Below are 17,309 nucleotides of genomic sequence, written 5' to 3' on the forward strand. Positions count from 1 at the left end.
TTTCATTTTATATTAACGTTATAGCATGTTAAGGCAGGAAAAAGCGAGGATTGTGACCATGATGCCAATGAGTGCTCCTAGAATTAGTGCTGGAAATGGTCTCTTCCTTTTGTCATATAACATAATAAAAATAAGTATAGAGAGCGTATATGCAAGCAGTGCAACTATCGTTTGCGAGACGAAAATCGTAATAACAGTAGCAATTGCAAAGGCAACAGCTGTCAACAAGCTAGGTCGCACCAGTTTCCCTTTATCTGAGAAACGTGTCTCAATTACAATGACCGTCAAAATAACAAGGGCAATAAGGACCCAAATCGTTCCCGCGGATACCGGAGTATCCTGCATTCTTGAATTTCGCAGCAAGTGATCGATAGGCTCATAAAATACAATCATGCCAACAATCACGGCAAAACCTGCGGACACCAATACGGACGCCGCGGCGACGTCCTTCGCAATTTTGGCTAACGGATGGCGATCTGGCATCGCCAGATCCACTGTTTTTTCCACAGCCGTATTGATGAGCTCTGTAACAATCATGAGAGTTACCGCAAGTAGAATAAACAGAATGTCCGTTTTGGGCAGATGGATTAAAAGCGCTGCCAACAAAACAAGAAAAGCAACGCAAAAATGGAATTTCATATTGCGCTGCGTATCTAAAGCATATTTGATTCCTTCATAGGCATACCGGAAGCTCCTGCGCCATTTACGGAAGCCGTCCGACATTAGCGGGTCAAACCTGCCTTCTGCAAAATGTCCTCCTGCTTAGCAAACATAATCTTCTCTTCCTCTTCACTTTGGTGATCATAGCCGATCAAATGTAGGAACCCATGAACGAATAGAAATCCGAGCTCACGCTCAACGGAATGTCCATAATCTTCGGCCTGAGCGATGGCACGGGGAACGGAAATGATAATATCCCCTAAAGGCTCAATGAACCCTTCAGACACCGTTTCACCGTCTTGAAGATCATCTGGGTCGCCTTCACCATCATCCTCGTAGTTGATATGAATTTCATCCTCTCCGAACTCGCTCATTGCAAACGAGAGTACATCGGTCGGTTTATCTAAGTCACGGTATTGTTTATTAAGCTCTTGAATCGCTTCATCGTCTACGAATGTAAGGGCAACTTCCCCCTCCGTAACGCCTTCAAGCTCGCCTGCTAAACGCAGCAGCTCTTCAAGCTTTTCAATAAAAGCAGGCATGATTTCTTTCACTTCTTGCTCACTACTCCACTCTAACGTTAAATCCATACTTGCCATTATGTGCCCTCCTTTAATTTGTCGTAGATATCATCAAGCCCCTGACTTCTTTGGAGCTAGCTCACTTGGATATTCGATCCTTGCGTGAAAGATCCCTAACAAGGTTTCGTTTAATGTTTTGGCAATCTTATCGAGTTCTTTGAGCGTGAGATCACACTCATTAAATTGTCCGTCGTCCAAACGGGACTTAATAATTTTGTGCACCATCGAATCGATTTGTTCAAGCGTCGGATTACGCAGTGATCGAACAGCAGCCTCCACGCTATCCGCTATACCCACAATTGCTGCTTCCTTGGATTGCGCTTTGGGACCTGGGTAACGAAAATCCTCTTCACGGATTTCTTTCTCACTGCCCTCTTCTTCGGCTTGTTTCATCGCTTTATGATAGAAAAAGTGCAGCAGTGTCGTTCCATGATGCTGTTCAGCAATGTCTCTTATCGGCTTAGGCATTTTGAAATCTTTAAGCATTTCAACGCCATCACGAGGGTGCGCTATGATGATGGACTTACTTAAATTCGGATCAATGCGATCATGCGGATTCTCAATATTCGTTTGATTTTCAATAAAGTAGCTTGGGCGCTTAGTTTTGCCAATATCATGGTAATAAGAACCAACTCGGCACAGCAGCCCGTCGGCTCCGATGGATTCAGCTGCGGCCTCTGACAAATTCCCCACCATGACACTGTGATGATAGGTCCCCGGTGTCTCCGTAAGCAGCTTGCGCAGCAAAGGATGATTCGGATTTGAAAGCTCCACCAATTTGAGCGGTGATAAAATACCGAATGCAACCTCGAAAAAAGGCAGCAGCCCAATAACGAACACAACTGTTAATAATCCGCCTGCAGCCGCGAAAGAAAGCGACAGAAGGGCTTCTCTCTTTTGAAAATGATCTTCCATCAACAGCATCGATGTGATCGTTAACATAGAGAAGAAGGCAATCATAAGACCAGCTTTCAGGATGGTAGCCCGTTGGCTTGCCCTTTGAATCGTAAACACTGCACTAAAACAAATAGCCAAGCTAACTAATCCGTAACGGTAGTCAAAAAGCAACACGTGCTCCGTGTTAAAGATAATACTAGCCATTAAGGAGAATAAGACCGATGCAATGAACGCTAGCGGAGCATCCAGTAAAATGGCAATCAGGATACTTCCTAACGCGGTCGGAGCCAGATAACCAATATAAGGATAATCTAGATTTTGCACGAGAGAGATCATTTTCATTCCAATAACATTGATAAGAAATATAAGAATGAGCATCACGAGCTGAGAATTATTGTATTTGATCGGCAATGCGCTTTGTCGGACAAACATATAAATGGCGAATGACAAGAGAGCCGAAAGAATACTGAGCCCTAGTTGCGGCAAATAATTCGCTTTGTCCTTCAGAAGCTCCAGTTTATCTAGTCTAGCGTATATCTCTTCCGTTATGACATCCCCGACTTTAACGAGAACTTCATTCTTATTGATGTATACCGGTTTCACGCTCTCTCTAGCTTGACCTTTGGCATCCTCGGTGCCCTTTTGATCAAAAAATTTATTCGGCGTTATGATGGCTCTAGAGATTTCGGTAACCATTTCACGGGATGTATTCTTCGTCAAATTCGATGTATTCACAAGCTCAGCAACTTTAGCCCGGGCCGTCTGCGCATCCAAGATTTGATCATTCATCAATTTGTTAACGATGTCTTTCGTCACAGGACGCATAGCCGCTAAATCATCCTTGGTCAACCTTGGAAGCTTAAAATAAGTTTCCTCCGGCAGCGGGTAATGCTGTTCGGCAAGCCCCTGCTGGATTTGTTCAAGCAATAAATCGTTATATTGACCGCTGATACGAAGTGATTTGATAGATTGATTTTGCGTATCGCTGATTAGTTGCGGAATAACCCGGCGATAAATGCTGACTTTGTCATCAAATTTCACTTCTTCATCCGCATTGATTTGCAACAATTTATCATAAATAACATCAATCAGCGTATCATTTTTGAGATTCACAATTCGATAAACGGGTTGGACGCGCTTGGCAGCGTCTTCTTTGGCTTGTTCAGTAGCAATTGCGTTTTCAATTTGTCTAGGAGCATAAATGGTTTTTTCACTCGTCGTTCCTAACACAATATCATAAACTTGAGGCACAAGCTTGACGTAAAGGGACATATAAAAAATTAAAGCCAGCAAGAGAAACAACAGTACCCGTATTCCTGTACTGTATTTCCATCCGTTCAGCTGGTAATGAAATTTGCCTTTCATTTGCACTTCATTTTTCTTCACGGAAGGTCATTCCTCTCTACCTAACAACCCTGCTCAGTTACTTATCATTTTCAGCATTGTACGCAACAATGATTTTCTGAACAAGTGAATGTCGAACCACATCCTGCTCATCAAAATAAATAAAGCCAAGTTCCTCGATATTACTGAGAATGCGATTTGCTTCTACGAGACCGGACGATTTGCCGCGCGGCAAATCAATTTGCGTAACGTCCCCGGTAATCACCATTTTGGAACCGAAACCAAGTCTTGTCAGAAACATTTTCATTTGTTCAGGCGTTGTATTTTGCGCCTCATCCAGAATGATGAAAGAATCATCTAACGTTCTACCGCGCATATAAGCCAGTGGTGCAATCTCGATAAGTCCTCGTTCTAATGACTTGGCTACCTGCTCAGGTCCAAGGACATCATTAAGAGCATCATACAATGGGCGTAAATAGGGGTCAACTTTTTCCTGCAAGTCCCCTGGCAGAAAGCCCAGACTTTCCCCAGCCTCGACTGCAGGGCGCGTTAATACAATCCTTTTGACGGCCCCTTCCTTAAGCCTCGTCACGGCAAGCACAACAGCTAAATAGGTTTTACCTGTTCCTGCGGGTCCAATCCCGAAGACGATATCTTTCTTCTTAATCGTCTCGACATATTTCCGTTGTCCGATCGTTTTGACACGTATAGGCTTACCCTTATGTGTTGTTGTAATTTCACCTTTGAACAAATCAAGCAATTGGTCGGTTTTCATCTGCTTCGCAAGTTCAACCGCATACAAAACATCTCGCTCTGTCAACGTATAGTTATTACGGATGAGCTGTAAGAGAACCTCAAAAAGCTGCTGAAGTGAGTTCACTTCTGCAGCAGCTCCTTGTATCGTTATTTCGGCTTCACGCGTATAGATTTGTGCAGGAATCTCCCGTTCGATGACATGCAGAAATTTATCCTGCGGTCCGAACAAGGCTAGTCCTTCAACCGGATTTTTCAATGTAATTTTCACAGATTGCGCGTATTCTACCAACAGCCCTCATTCTCCTCGTATCACAATTGGTTGTTCTTCGGCGATATTTTCTTCGACTTCAAAATGCACGTCTATATAAATTTTACCATTCTCTGTTTTTTCATGCAAAATTTTTTCGCCGACAATTCTAGCATCTGCTCCTTCAGCTCCAAGTAATTTAGCTTTTGCCTGCTCTAAGCCCGCCTTTTTCGCAATCGCTGGATCAATAGGTTCCTCGACAATATGTACCTCCATCACCTTTTCATGAAGCCAACCGAGCGGAAGTGAAAAAGATCGCCAAGCCAACGTTTTACGCTCTGGAATCGTTTCGAAATGTTCGAATTTCTGCTTACCAAAACCACTTAGTTGCAGTGCTCTTGTCCCAAAAACAAGATAGTTGCGAGTTATAGTTTCACCTGAATATACCCTATATGTTTTTGTAAGCGGAGACTCGATTCGGGAGGTAAACCAAACGATGCCCTTAACTTTACCACTTGCAACCACCACTTGGCTATTTTGTTCATCGCCAATGGTACCCGAGATAAGCACGTCCCCTTTTCGCACATACGTATTCGGCTTCACCATGGGTTTGCCTTTATCTGATAAAATCTCGGTAACGAGCGCGTTTTTGGCAGCAACCAAATTCCGAGGATTCATAAGCGGTCCCTTGTCAGGAATGGTTGCCTCGACAACCTTGATCGTGATATGGGTACCACGAATTTCGACACCAACCCAAGCCGCATGCGGCAACATTCCTTGGATTTCGCGCGATAAATCCTCTGCTTTCTTCAACTTAAATTTCCATTGAAACGTATGTATGCCCTGTTTGGATGCAGCTTGCAAAATTTCCGACTCAGAGATACGATCATTCCCTTCCACACTAACTTGCCATACGAGCGAAGTCAATAAATAAAGACCTATGATAAAAGCTGCCATTCCTGCAAAAAAAACCTTTCTGCGACCCAGTCTGTCCATAAAAAAAGGCAGCCCGTGCCTTTCAGTAACATGCACCCTGCAGCCTGTCCGTTTCAACAGCGGTTTAAGTCTGAAAAAATCTTTGATCAGGATGAAAAGCTCAAGCTTCCCCTCATCTCCAGCTTGAATATCCCATATGGAGAATCCCTTCTCCATCATGGGATTAATTAATCTTCCACAACCTTCACCTCGTATTTGAATGCGCACATAACCTCGCAAACGAGCAATGAAAAGGGATTGTTTCATGACTCAGCCTCCTGTTCTCAGTCCATACTCTCATCTATGGTTCATATTTCACATTATCGATCAAACCTTCAATAAACACTTCTTCTGAAAGAATAGCTCGAATAACTAATTGCCTTCCGAACACTTCTAACGTCCCTTTCGTTAATTCGAGCTTCAACTTTTCACTTGAAAAATGAAGTACACCCCGATGATTCTCTACATAAAGCTGTACGTTGCCGATCATCGTAATTCGCGGCAAGTCCTGTACCACATCCTGAGGAAGATCAAGGATTTTGGCCGTGAACTGGTTCCATTTGCGGGTCAAGCGACGCATAGCTGGGAGTACCCCCTCTAACTAGATGATCATAAATACAGAAAATGCGCAGAGACTTTCTACCAAATTATGCGGAGAGCGCCAGTTTTATGTGAAAAACCTGCAAAGCAAAGAACGCCCTCTCGATCAATCGAGGGGACGTTCTTACATACTTTTATCTGCGATAAGGCTTCTTCGACCTTGGCGGACCGAGAATTTCAGCCCACACAATTCCTTGCAGGAGCTGATCACGGCTCGGTTGTTCAGGAAAAGGACTCGGCGTTGAGATTGCATCTGCGTAAACAGATGCATTTTCGTTAATAACCTGTGTTGGCGAGCCGAAAGGAGAGGCCTTCTGATTGGGCATAGTCGAGACCGCCTTGGCTGTGTTAGAACGACCATACTCGTCTTGCACGCGCCCCGATTGCAAGGTCGATCCAAACCCCTTCTGGCCTGATTTCTTCGCTTCTACTGGGCGCGTAGCGCCATTAGGAGCTTCACCAAAGGATGGCATTCCCGGCCTCGCCTTAGTTTCCTGATTTGCTCGCCGGCCCTTACTTCGAATTTGATAAAAAAAGGCGAAGGCAATAATAACCAGATACCAGTTCTTCAACAAAATTTCAATGAGCTGTCCCACCTGATCACCTCTTCAAAACTACTATTCTTTCTCACTCTTACCATCATTTATTTTGCCAAGCGAAGAACGCATTTGTGTATCTGCATCAATATTTTTAAGATTCATATAGTCCATGACACCTAGTTTACCATTTCGAAGTGCCTCAGCCATCGCAAGAGGCACCTGTGTCTCCGATTCGACAACCTTGGCACGCATTTCTATAACTCTGGCTTTCATTTCTTGCTCGACAGCAACAGCCATCGCACGTCTTTCCTCAGCTTTAGCCTGAGCAATTCGCTTATCGGCTTCTGCCTGTTCCGTTTGTAAATTGGCGCCAATATTTTTACCTACATCCACATCCGCGATATCAATCGATAATATTTCAAAAGCTGTTCCGGCATCTAACCCTTTACCCAGAACCGTTCGTGAAATCAAATCTGGATTCTCTAATACATCTTTGTGAGAGTCACTGGAACCAACTGTAGTTACAATCCCCTCACCTACACGAGCGATAATCGTTTCCTCGCCCGCACCCCCTACAAGCCGGTCAATGTTGGCTCGAACCGTAACCCTGGCAATAACCTTTACTTCAATTCCGTTCTTCGCCACTGCTGAAACATTAGGTGTTTCAATGACACGTGGATTTACACTCATTTGAACGGCTAACAAGACATCCCGCCCTGCAAGATCGATAGCCGCTGCACGTTCAAACTCCAAGTGAATCTTCGCGCGGTGAGCAGCAATTAATGCATTGACAACCCGATCAACGTTACCGCCTGCAAGAAAGTGGCTTTCTAGCTGATTGACACTTAAATCAATACCCGCTTTAGTAGCTTTAATCATCGGATTGACGATCCTACTTGGGGTCACGCGACGAAGCCTCATAGCAATTAAAGTAATGATACTAATTCTTACCCCGGAAGCAAGTGCTGAAATCCAGAGCATGACAGGCACAATACTCAGCAATACTGAAAGTGCAATAATAATAATGGCCGCAACCAACACCAAATATAATCCTGGTTCTATATTCATATTTATTCCCTCCTAATTCTCTCGTACTACAACGCGAACTCCTTCTACTTCAACAACGACTACATTCTTTCCTGTGGCAATAAAGCTGCCATTCGTCACCACATCCACGCGCTCACCATGAATGATTGCAGTCCCGGCAGGGCGGAGCGGAGTAATCGCTTCTCCCGTCATTCCAATTAAATAGGATCGATCTGGGCTGGATGTAAATCCCTTGTTCGTCGTTAGCTGCTCCTTCAGAATAAAACGGTTCCAAATACCGCGGTGCTTAAAGGTTTTGATCGCGAAGGAGATCGCAACGATTGCTAACAACAAGGCGATACCCAGCATTATCGCTGCTTGTGTGGGATCTGAAGATGCCATCAGAACCCCGCCAAAGAGGCATATTGCGCCTAATACACCTAGAATCCCAAAACTCGGAACGACCAATTCTAGGATAAGAAGAAGTAACCCGATTCCGAAGACAGCCAAGTCTCCGAAACCAGCAAAACCAGCTAAATAAAACCCGAGAAAATAGAGTGCAAAACCAGCTACCCCCGCTAAGGCGAGCAATCCACTGCTGAAAAAAAGCAGCTCCAATGCAATTCCAATGATCCCAACCACTAATAATACCGTCGCTGTAACGGGATGAGTCAGAAAGGCAGATAAGTTTTCTACAAACATCATCTTTCACTCCTTTCCCTGAATCTTCCTTATCACTAATATGTACGTTACAACATCCAAACTGTTTCGTTTTTGCCCAAGATAATGAGAAATCCTCTATCGAGGCCATTCAGGGATGCGCGACCGCGTTTAGTGTGGAAACAAAAAACCGAGAGGACTTGGTCCACTCGGTCTTTTCTAACATATTTTGTATTAACCTAATAATTGTTGAACTAACTGATTGATAAGTTTACCATCAGCGCGTCCTTTGACCTGAGGCATCAATGCCGTCATCACTTTGCCCATATCCGCTTTGGAAGAAGCACCAATTTGCTGGATGGTCTGCTGTACAATGGCTTTCACTTCTTCCTCAGAAAGCTGTTGCGGCATGTACTCAGCTAGAATAACAAGTTCTGCCTTCAGGCTCTCGGCCAAATCATCTCTGCCGGCCTTCGTAAATTCTTGGAGGGAATCCTTACGCTGTTTGATTTCACGAGTTAGAACGTCAAGCACTTCATTGTCATCTAAGGCTCTTTTCAGATCAATCTCTGAATTCTTGATGGTAGATCTCACCATTCGAATTACGGAGAGTTTGAACTTGTCCTGACTCTTCATCGCTTGCTTCATATCTTCGTTCAATCGATCGCTTAAGCTCATGTTGCCTCCTAGAACTTTCTCTTACGAGCAGCCTCAGATTTAAGCTTACGCTTAACGCTAGGCTTGTCATAATGTTTACGTTTTTTAACTTCTGCAAGAATGCCATCCTTAGCGATGGAACGCTTAAAGCGACGAAGTGCAGCATCTATAGTTTCGTTCTTACGAACTCGAGTTTCTGACAACAGTTTTCCCTCCCTCCGAACAGACCATCTAAGACAAAACGGTTCATCAAATCTCATTATAGGTCATAGTAATTAGGGTGTCAATCGCAAACCTTTCGATTCGTGAAAGGAAGCTTAATTGTGCACCCCTAAAGGCGATAATCGTGCCCCAGCCATAAGATGATAATGAAGATGGTGAACAATTTGGCCCGCGTTAGCTCCAATATTCGTTATAACCCGATAACCAGATTCTTCTACTTCTAGTTCTCTAGCAATTTGCGCAGCCACACGCTGAATTTGACCTATCAAGTTCCAATCCTCTTCTCCCGCATCGGCTAGTGAAGCAATGTGCTTCTTAGGAATGATAAGGACATGAATGGGTGAAGCTGGCTGAATATCATAGAAAGCAACAATTTGTTCGTCCTCATACACTTTCTTAGAGGGAAGTTCCCCCGCAATAATTTTACAGAAAATACAATCACTCATTGTTCGGCTTGTCCCCCACTTTCGTGAAACTACTACTTTTAATTTTATCGGAAAAGAGCTGAAAAATCCAATCCAATCTACAATTATAAATGGAATAATTGCAAAAAAAAGAAACACCTCATTGACTGTAAGATGTTTCTAGATTGAATGGGTTTCATTCTATTAATAATACGGAAGTAAGGATAAGGTTAGTAATGCAGCTAGCGGTAGGATTTGTCTTGCAAAACGCCGTCTTGGAAAGCCGTAACCGTAACCCGGAAATCCGTACGGGTAGCCATAACCCGGATAGGAATAAGGTAAAAAAGCTCTCATTTGTTCCTGATCCATTCCACCGATCGGAATGGCTAAGTATAGATGGTCATCATCCACATTTTCCACAATACCGTCATAAACCACACCACTTGTCATTGTGACGCTCACATAACGGTACATATGCATTTTACATATATCATGTGCTTCCTGATGTTTCATAGGCTTATGCCTCCTTTTTACCAACAGCATATTCAGCTATAGGCAAAAGGCTACTCTGTGAACGCGTTAGGGCTTATCTAACTACGTAAAATTTTAACGGTTATGCTGACTTTTTAAGGATTGGTGCAGCTTTTTCCATTTCGCTTTCTCGGCTGCTTGAAGCCCTTTATCTTCTTTGCGCGCCAAATAAGCGAGCTCCTTTTGTAATTTTAAGTAGTTATTAAATCGTTCAACTGCCAAAGTCCCTTCATCTAACGCATGTTTCACAGCGCATTTCGGTTCATTTTCATGCTTACAATCCTGAAAGAAGCACACTCCTGCAAGCACTTCGATATCTTGAAATGACGTGCTTAATCCCTCCGAAACATCCCACAGCTGGAGTTCACGCATACCTGGCGTATCAATCAATATGCCTCCTCCAGGCAGCGTGATGAGCTCGCGGTGAGTCGTCGTATGCTTCCCTTTGTCATCCCCCGAACGAATATCCCCTGTGTCCAGAATATCCTTCCCATAGATGCGGTTGACCAAAGTGGATTTGCCAACACCGGACGAGCCAAGAAGCGCGACTGTTTGGCCTGGAGAAATATAAGCAGCAAGCTCATCTAGTCCGCGATTTTCTGTTGAACTAATAATATGAATGGGCACCCCTACCGCAACAGCCGCGACCTCTGCAGCCAGCGCTTCCGGGTCCTCACATAAATCCGCTTTACTTAGAACAACAACTGGATTTGCACCGCTTTCCCAAGCTAATACCAAATAACGCTCAATACGGCGTACATTAAAGTCTAAATTAAGTGCTGTGAACAGAAACACTGTATCTACATTCGTGGCAACAATTTGTTCTTCGGTGACTTGACCAGCCACTTTACGGGAAAACTTACTTTTGCGTGGCAATACAGCATGGATCGTTGCTCGCTGTTCTTCTCCTCTGATTGACAGTACAACCCAATCGCCTACAGCTGGGTAGTCTTCGCGACGGAAAGCAAGATGTCGCATTTTACCCGATACCTCGGCTAGCGCTTCCCCGACTTCCGTCTGAACGCGATATATATGTTTATGTTCCAAGGACACCCGTCCAACCTGGTATCCTTCATTTAGGTAAGGTTCGAACGCTTTTTCAAAAAAGGAATTCCATCCTAAATCTTCATTTTTCAAGTGTGTATTTCATCCTCTCGTATGGTTCTATTCTGAAGTATAGACCGCAGGTATCGACATCACACGGTAAATAATGATTTAGATTGTTTTTTCCTTCTTCAAGTTTTAAGCGAAGGGTCAATTAAATTGTAGACTGAAAGTCTATTTTTGCATATAATAGGAGTAAATCGATGGTTGGAATGGAGTGAGCGGATGAGCCAATTCATGAGAGCCTCCACCCGCAAAAAACGTGATGTGATGATGGAAGTCGCCTTAACTATGTTTATGGAAAAGGGTTATGAGAATGTATCTGTAGACGATATCATCGCGGCGACGGGATCATCAAAGGGAACGTTTTATCATTATTTTAAAAGCAAAGATGCCATCATTTCAGCGCTTTACAGTAAACAAATTCAATTGATTCAAGATTGGGTGAAGCAGCCTCCCTCCAAGGTCCAATCCCTTGAAGGACACATTAATCGCTTATTCTTAGACTTATCGTCCAACATTCAATCTTCACCCAGATTAGTCCGCAGTTTACAAGCTTTATCCTTGCAGAATGAAACCATAAAAACGGAAGAACAACAGCAATTAAACGTACTATCTGAAAGTTTGTTACATTGGCTTCCAGAACCCAGAAAAATTGAACTTCTCGTTTGCATGTATGCGGGAACGGTCCGTACTTGGTGCAATCAAGATGAAGCCGATTTACTCTCCATGATGAAAAACAACTTAACCTGGCTGTGGGTAGGTTTGCGCTCCGAGGAGCCTTACGCATCTCTGCAGGTAGAACCAGTCCCCAAGGAGGAAAACAAAATGAAAGTAGCTATTATTGGCGGAGGCTTAGCAGGTTTAACAGCGGCCGCTTATTTATCTGAGAATCCACATGTCGAAGGTATCCTTTTCGAGCGTAGCCCGCAACTTGGAGGACGTGCTTTTACTTACGAAAAAGCAGGATTTACACTCAACTATGGCGCACATGCCATCTATGGGATTGATCGACATACGTTAACAAACATGGAACGTGAACTTGGACTATCTTTTTCTTCTAAGCAAGTAGATAAACGCAAAGTTTTTTATGCGAAAAATAATCAGCTTACGCCAGCACCACTTGACGCGATAAACCTCTTAAAAACTGATCTGCTCAGCACGATGCAAAAAGTAAGATTCGTCGGTGAAATTACAGCCATTATCGCGAATATTCACAATTTAAAAAACTACGCAACTCTTGCTGATTATTTGGCAGAGTCCAATGCGGACGAGGATGTTAAAGAGTTATGGGAGCATCTGGTTTGCTCCAACTTCTTCATTACACCTGAGGATGCACGCAACGTGTCCGGAGCGGTAATCAGCGAGTACTATCACAACTTGTTCCTTTCCTCGAAGCCCGTCAATTATGTATTGGGAAGCTGGGCCGTTATTACGAATCAGCTTAAACAAAAGCTGACAACGTCCGGCAAATGGGAAATTGCCCTTCAAGAAGGCGTGGAAAGCCTCCGATACGCAGATCGTAAATTTGTACTGCAAACCAAAAACCGTGAAGTCACCTTTGACAAAGTGATTTTCGCAATGCCGGTTCAGCAAGTCGTCAAGCTACTGAAGGGTACAGCATGGGAGCCGTTCCTAGCTCCGTATGAATCCAATACGGCAACCGAAGTGATGGTGTATGACGTTGGGTTAAGCCGTGTTGTCGCGAGACCTTTCAGCTACATCAGCGACATGGATAACAAACTATTCATCAGTGATGTTTCCGCGACAGATCACACACTGGTACCAGAAGGCGGGCAGCTGCTGCAAGGTATCGCATACTTAAGCGACCGCTTTGATAACGAGGAGCAGCGCAAAGCGTATCTAGAAGAAAAGAACCTCCAAATGGAAGCCCTATTTGATAAACATTATCCAGGCTGGCGCGATGTCACAGCCGTGAAACGGGTTTCGAAAAAAGCGATGGTATCCAGCGTGAAAAACATCGCTTCCAATAATCTACTGCCGACACGTGTGGAAAACGTGCCTTTCTACTTCTGCGGAGACGGCTGTACGGGTAAGGGTGAGCTGGCAGAACGCGCATTCTCTAGTGCTCGCACCGCTGCGTTATCCATTGTGCAAGAAGTTCAGCAAGCACTTCAAAGTGTTTAACCATCATTACACGAATCGCCTTTCATAACGAACAAACAACCAGCCCTCCCATTCGCGGGAGAGCTGGTTGTTTGTTTATTGTTTGGTCACACGTACATCATCAAAGTGAAGTGTAGTTCCGCCAGGTGAATCCACGTAAAATCCAACATCGATCTGACCATTGGTCACCATAATATCACTTACACTGATGTATTTCCAAACACCGCTGTTGCTGATGTTCGCATAAAGAGCAGATCCGCCATAGTTTTGAATTTCGGCTCTGGCCGTCGTAGGTGTCGTGTTCTTCATGCGGACCCAAGCTTCGAATTTGTATTTTACATTATTAACAGGAACACTAATGGTTTGATGGATGCTTTGTTGATAGGCGCCTGATGCAAAGAAGTATGCCCGCTTATCGCCCGTCCATGGGGATTCCGGCGGATTGGTTGTTGAGCCGCTATCAACTCCATAAGCAACAGCTTGCGTGCCTGGATGCCACTCGACCCAGTTATGACTCTGACTCGTGTCACGCTCAAAACCAGGATTGTCTAACAGATTCTGCTCAGAAACCGGCGTTCCCGCTGCCGCAGTTGAAAGAAGCAGGCGATCTAAGTTGATGTTCCCACTATCAGCAGCGTCGTATTTAAACGCAATCGTGTTTGCCCCTGCGTTTAACGTCACCGTTTGGACATTATCCTGCCAAACGTTCCAATTGGTACCAGGACTCGTGAAACTGGTTTGTCCTAGCTTGGATCCATTGATGTAAGTACTCAACGTTTTCGTTGCAGCACTGCCATTAGCATATCGCAGCGCTACCTGATAACTCCCAGCGCTAGGGACATTCACGTTGTATTTCACCTGCGCGCCTGCTGCACTCAATCCGTCTACAAAAGCCGTACCACTATAGTACCAATGGTTCGTGTTCATTGTACTGCCACCAGAAAGTTCAGCACTCTCTGCTTCATACTTGCCGACGATTGGCGCAAAGGGTACTGTGATGTTGTCGATGTTAACATTGCCCGTATCGCCTGCATCGGAGTAATACTTATAAGTCACAATATTCACACCTGCCGTCAGCGGCAGCGTCTCGGATTGCGTAGACCAAGTGTCCCAATTCGCAAGATTAGTGAGCGAGGTGGACTTCACTCTTTTTCCATTAACAAAAATACTGACTGACTTAGCCGAGCCTGAAGCATTCGCATAACGCAGGGAGACATTATAGTCACCTCCAGTTTTCACCTTTGGATAGAAAGTGACACCCGCGCTATCATTGCCCAAACCATCTACAAATCCAGTTCCCGTATATCCCGTATGATTAGTGTTAATGGAAGCCTTTGTAGCAACCGAATTTCCAGAAAGCGATGCATCCTCACCTTCGTATTGCGCAGAAGTTGCGCTCACTACATCAACACCTGTAACAGCAATAGATTTAGAAGAAGCTGATCCTGCCGTCACTTTCACATAGGTGACATCCCCATAGATGTCCTTCCCAGTTACCCAGCCTTCCCCAGCGGCAGCTTTTAATGCTTCCAAGCTTGCATAGGACGTCATAGCTGTGCTGTTGTTTGTTACAGAAGTTCCTCCAGATCCGTGCAGCTTAACGATATAGGACTGGAGAGCTGGCGTGTAACTGCCACTCTTTGCCCCTAATGTAAAACTTAGCGAGCCTGCACCATTATCCTGCGCAGTCATATTTTGCTTAAAATAAGTACCGCCTTCGTAGTTATAACTGGAGCCATCATCATCGTAGTACGTGAAACTCGACTGCGTCGTATCCGGAAACACATCCACATCAACGGAAGTGACAGAAGCCTGCCCAACGTAATCCTGCACTTTCTGTGTTGGAATAATCGCACCTTTTTTAATAAAGAGAGGAATGTCTGTCAAGGTGTCCGGATTAACCGAGTAACGGATGGTTTGACCGCCAGTTATTGCATTACCTCGCGCATAGTCAATCCATGAACCAGACGGCAAATAGATATCTTTACTCGTCTGCTGTTTATCTACCACAGGCGCAGCTAGCAGCCAGTCACCGAACATCCAAGCATCCGTGTAATTTTTGACAGCAGCATCCGTCGGATATACCTGCATCAAGGGACGAACGAGCCCATTCCCATTCTCGAAAGCACTTCTCTCATAGGCATACATATAAGGGATCAAGGAGTACCGCAGTTGAATAGCCTCTTTGGAAGCCTCTTCCGCCGTCGATCCGAAGTACCATGGCTGGCGCTGCTGATGGTTGTTCCCATGCACGCGGAAAACAGGTGTTAAAGCGCTGAACTGCATCCACCGTCCGTATAAATCGGGATTCGGATTGTTCGTCGTGCCATCCTGCTGATTGAATCCACCGGTATCCATGCCCCATTTCACTTGGCCATTGTTCACGGAGGACAGCATAACTGCCCTTTGTTCCTGCATCCCGGCAGCCCAGCTGATCCGTTCGCCTTTATTGTATTGAATGCCAATATCACCAGACCAAAGGGTAGTCGCATACCGCTGGGCCCCTGGGTAGAAAGTTCTAGCTGTTTGCCAAACACGCTGTGCTCCACTCGTGTAAGCCCGTTGACCCTCGTACATGGTCTGAGACATATGGCCTGTTGTGAAGTTGCCAAACCAATACGATGCTCCACCGGAAGATACTTTATCCGTCTCGTCATTCCACCAACCAACGATCCCTTTATTTAGCGCATCTATGGAATGATTCCAGAACCAGGTACGTTCACTAGCATTATAAGGGTCGATACTGCGTACAGTTACGGGTATGAAATAATCCTGATACTCGTTATGGCCCGGATAAAAATAACCGCCGTTTGTCGCGTCCGTCCCCTGGGTCGTCACATTCGTAGAAGCATCCTTCGTAACGATTCGAGGTTTCGTAATTCCGATCATTTTGATGCCTTTAGCATCCATTGTTGTCTTTAGAGAAGTCGTGGAAGCAGAAGGGAAATTAGTCGTATTCCACGCGAATTCGCCGTAGTTGGTTTCCCCGTATTTTTTCCAGTCGTAGTCGAAGGCGTAAGCATCTATGGGGATATTTTTGGCACGATACGTATCCACATTATTCGTAAATTCCGTTTGATTCGTATCCCACTCAAAGTTCATGAATCCAAGCGACCACTTAGGAAGCATGGGTGGTTTCCCCGTGATCTCCCCTACGCCGGTCATAATTTCCTTTGGGGTTCCGAGCATTATATAATATTCCACGTTTTGTTTCGCATAACGACGTCCCTCAGGAGGGGTCCCACCATAATAAAACTCCATTTGGCCGGTTGTGCTATCTGTATATGGGTAACCACCATCGCTATCAACTAATAATCCATAACCCGCTGTACTCCAAATAAGAGGACCACCGGAATCCCCCTGTTCACCCGCATGGGTGGCATGACTGGACGAATTCCGCAGCAGGTCGCCCCCGCTATCAAAGGCGTTAAAGCTCCGGATGCCATACATATTGTCCCCGGTGGCATGAACGAAGCGCACACCGTCTGAGAATACCCCTCCGCCGGATGGTTCCCAGAATAGCGTAGTGCCGTCAGACTTTTTGACCGTCATTCGAACTGGGCTCTTGGTAATCTCAATCTTCATATTGGAGGTCGTGATGGTCATTGGATTGGCAGCCGTGTTAATCGTAGCCCCTACAGCTGACCAAGTTTTGTTTGGATCCAGCATCGGAGTTTTCGCGCTTGCCGCAATGCCATTTGGTCGATAATCTACCTTCAAGATACCGTTTTGAACCGCTTGTACAACCAAGAGGTCATCACTCGGCTCCGCACCATTATCAACGGTCAGCGTCAAGGTGTCCCCGGTTACACTCGAAGTAATGAGATTGCCTAGGCTGCCGACATAAGCATGTGCAGGAGAAGCAGGAAGCAAGGCAAGGGTTGAACCAAACAACGTAAACGCTGTAAAAAAAGCAAGGATACGTGGAATTTCTTTGTTTGGTGGACTCATCTATGATACTCCCTTTCGATTAGAAATT

At 44.9% G+C, this 17,309-nt stretch carries 16 protein-coding genes; 1 reads left to right on the forward strand and 15 read right to left on the reverse strand.

Annotated elements, in window-relative coordinates; all coding sequences use genetic code 11:
* Positions 1-18: 18 nt before the first annotated feature.
* The 14 genes from AC58UU_RS08420 to rsgA all read right to left on the reverse strand — a co-directional run bounded on the left by AC58UU_RS08420 (position 19) and on the right by rsgA (position 11,236).
* Positions 19-723, reverse strand: coding sequence for a diacylglycerol kinase (locus AC58UU_RS08420; RefSeq protein WP_497314625.1), 705 nt, complete (start codon positions 721-723; stop codon positions 19-21).
* Positions 723-1,250: an rRNA maturation RNase YbeY gene (ybeY, locus tag AC58UU_RS08425; RefSeq protein WP_497314907.1), complete on the reverse strand. Its 528-nt coding sequence runs from the start codon at positions 1,248-1,250 to the stop codon at positions 723-725. Before ybeY ends, AC58UU_RS08420 begins: the two co-directional genes overlap by 1 nt.
* 42 nt (positions 1,251-1,292) lie before the next feature.
* Positions 1,293-3,524 (reverse strand): HD family phosphohydrolase, encoded by a 2,232-nt coding sequence (locus tag AC58UU_RS08430; protein WP_497314627.1) that lies wholly within the window; start codon positions 3,522-3,524, stop codon positions 1,293-1,295.
* 37 nt (positions 3,525-3,561) lie between these two features.
* Positions 3,562-4,527, reverse strand: a complete 966-nt coding sequence (locus AC58UU_RS08435; protein WP_497314628.1) for a PhoH family protein — start codon at positions 4,525-4,527, stop codon at positions 3,562-3,564.
* Between the two features lie 6 nt (positions 4,528-4,533).
* Positions 4,534-5,727: a sporulation protein YqfD gene (gene yqfD / locus AC58UU_RS08440; RefSeq protein WP_497314630.1), complete on the reverse strand. Its 1,194-nt coding sequence runs from the start codon at positions 5,725-5,727 to the stop codon at positions 4,534-4,536.
* Positions 5,728-5,761: 34 nt separating this feature from the next.
* Positions 5,762-6,040, reverse strand: a complete 279-nt coding sequence (gene yqfC / locus AC58UU_RS08445) for a sporulation protein YqfC (protein ID WP_497314632.1) — start codon at positions 6,038-6,040, stop codon at positions 5,762-5,764.
* A 154-nt stretch (positions 6,041-6,194) separates the two neighbouring features.
* Positions 6,195-6,656, reverse strand: coding sequence for a YqfB family membrane protein (locus AC58UU_RS08450; RefSeq protein WP_497314634.1), 462 nt, complete (start codon positions 6,654-6,656; stop codon positions 6,195-6,197).
* Positions 6,657-6,677: 21 nt separating this feature from the next.
* On the reverse strand, positions 6,678-7,667 hold the full coding sequence (gene floA, locus AC58UU_RS08455; protein WP_497314636.1) for a flotillin-like protein FloA: 990 nt from the start codon (positions 7,665-7,667) through the stop codon (positions 6,678-6,680).
* A 12-nt stretch (positions 7,668-7,679) separates the two neighbouring features.
* Positions 7,680-8,330 (reverse strand): NfeD family protein, encoded by a 651-nt coding sequence (locus AC58UU_RS08460; RefSeq protein ID WP_497314638.1) that lies wholly within the window; start codon positions 8,328-8,330, stop codon positions 7,680-7,682.
* Positions 8,331-8,519: 189 nt separating this feature from the next.
* Entirely contained in the window at positions 8,520-8,963 is a 444-nt protein-coding gene (locus tag AC58UU_RS08465) for a GatB/YqeY domain-containing protein (RefSeq protein ID WP_029195881.1), read from the reverse strand.
* 8 nt (positions 8,964-8,971) lie between these two features.
* Entirely contained in the window at positions 8,972-9,145 is a 174-nt protein-coding gene (rpsU, locus tag AC58UU_RS08470; protein WP_029195880.1) for a 30S ribosomal protein S21, read from the reverse strand.
* 114 nt (positions 9,146-9,259) lie between these two features.
* Positions 9,260-9,610, reverse strand: a complete 351-nt coding sequence (locus AC58UU_RS08475) for a histidine triad nucleotide-binding protein (RefSeq protein ID WP_497314641.1) — start codon at positions 9,608-9,610, stop codon at positions 9,260-9,262.
* Positions 9,611-9,772: 162 nt separating this feature from the next.
* Complete coding sequence (locus tag AC58UU_RS08480) at positions 9,773-10,081, reverse strand: hypothetical protein (RefSeq protein ID WP_497314643.1); 309 nt, start codon at positions 10,079-10,081, stop codon at positions 9,773-9,775.
* Positions 10,082-10,174: 93 nt separating this feature from the next.
* The gene (gene rsgA / locus AC58UU_RS08485; protein ID WP_497314645.1) at positions 10,175-11,236 is read right to left on the reverse strand and encodes a ribosome small subunit-dependent GTPase A; all 1,062 of its coding nucleotides are present in this window, start codon (positions 11,234-11,236) and stop codon (positions 10,175-10,177) included.
* Between the two features lie 192 nt (positions 11,237-11,428).
* Between rsgA and AC58UU_RS08490 the strand changes: the two genes are divergently transcribed.
* Positions 11,429-13,351, forward strand: a complete 1,923-nt coding sequence (locus tag AC58UU_RS08490; RefSeq protein WP_497314647.1) for an FAD-dependent oxidoreductase — start codon at positions 11,429-11,431, stop codon at positions 13,349-13,351.
* A 75-nt stretch (positions 13,352-13,426) separates the two neighbouring features.
* On the opposite strand, the gene AC58UU_RS08495 is transcribed toward AC58UU_RS08490, so the two are convergent.
* Positions 13,427-17,281 (reverse strand): TIM-barrel domain-containing protein, encoded by a 3,855-nt coding sequence (locus AC58UU_RS08495; protein WP_497314649.1) that lies wholly within the window; start codon positions 17,279-17,281, stop codon positions 13,427-13,429.
* Between the last annotated feature and the right edge of the window lie 28 nt (positions 17,282-17,309).

The sequence above is a fragment of the Paenibacillus sp. JT22N1 genome, assembly GCF_059692155.1.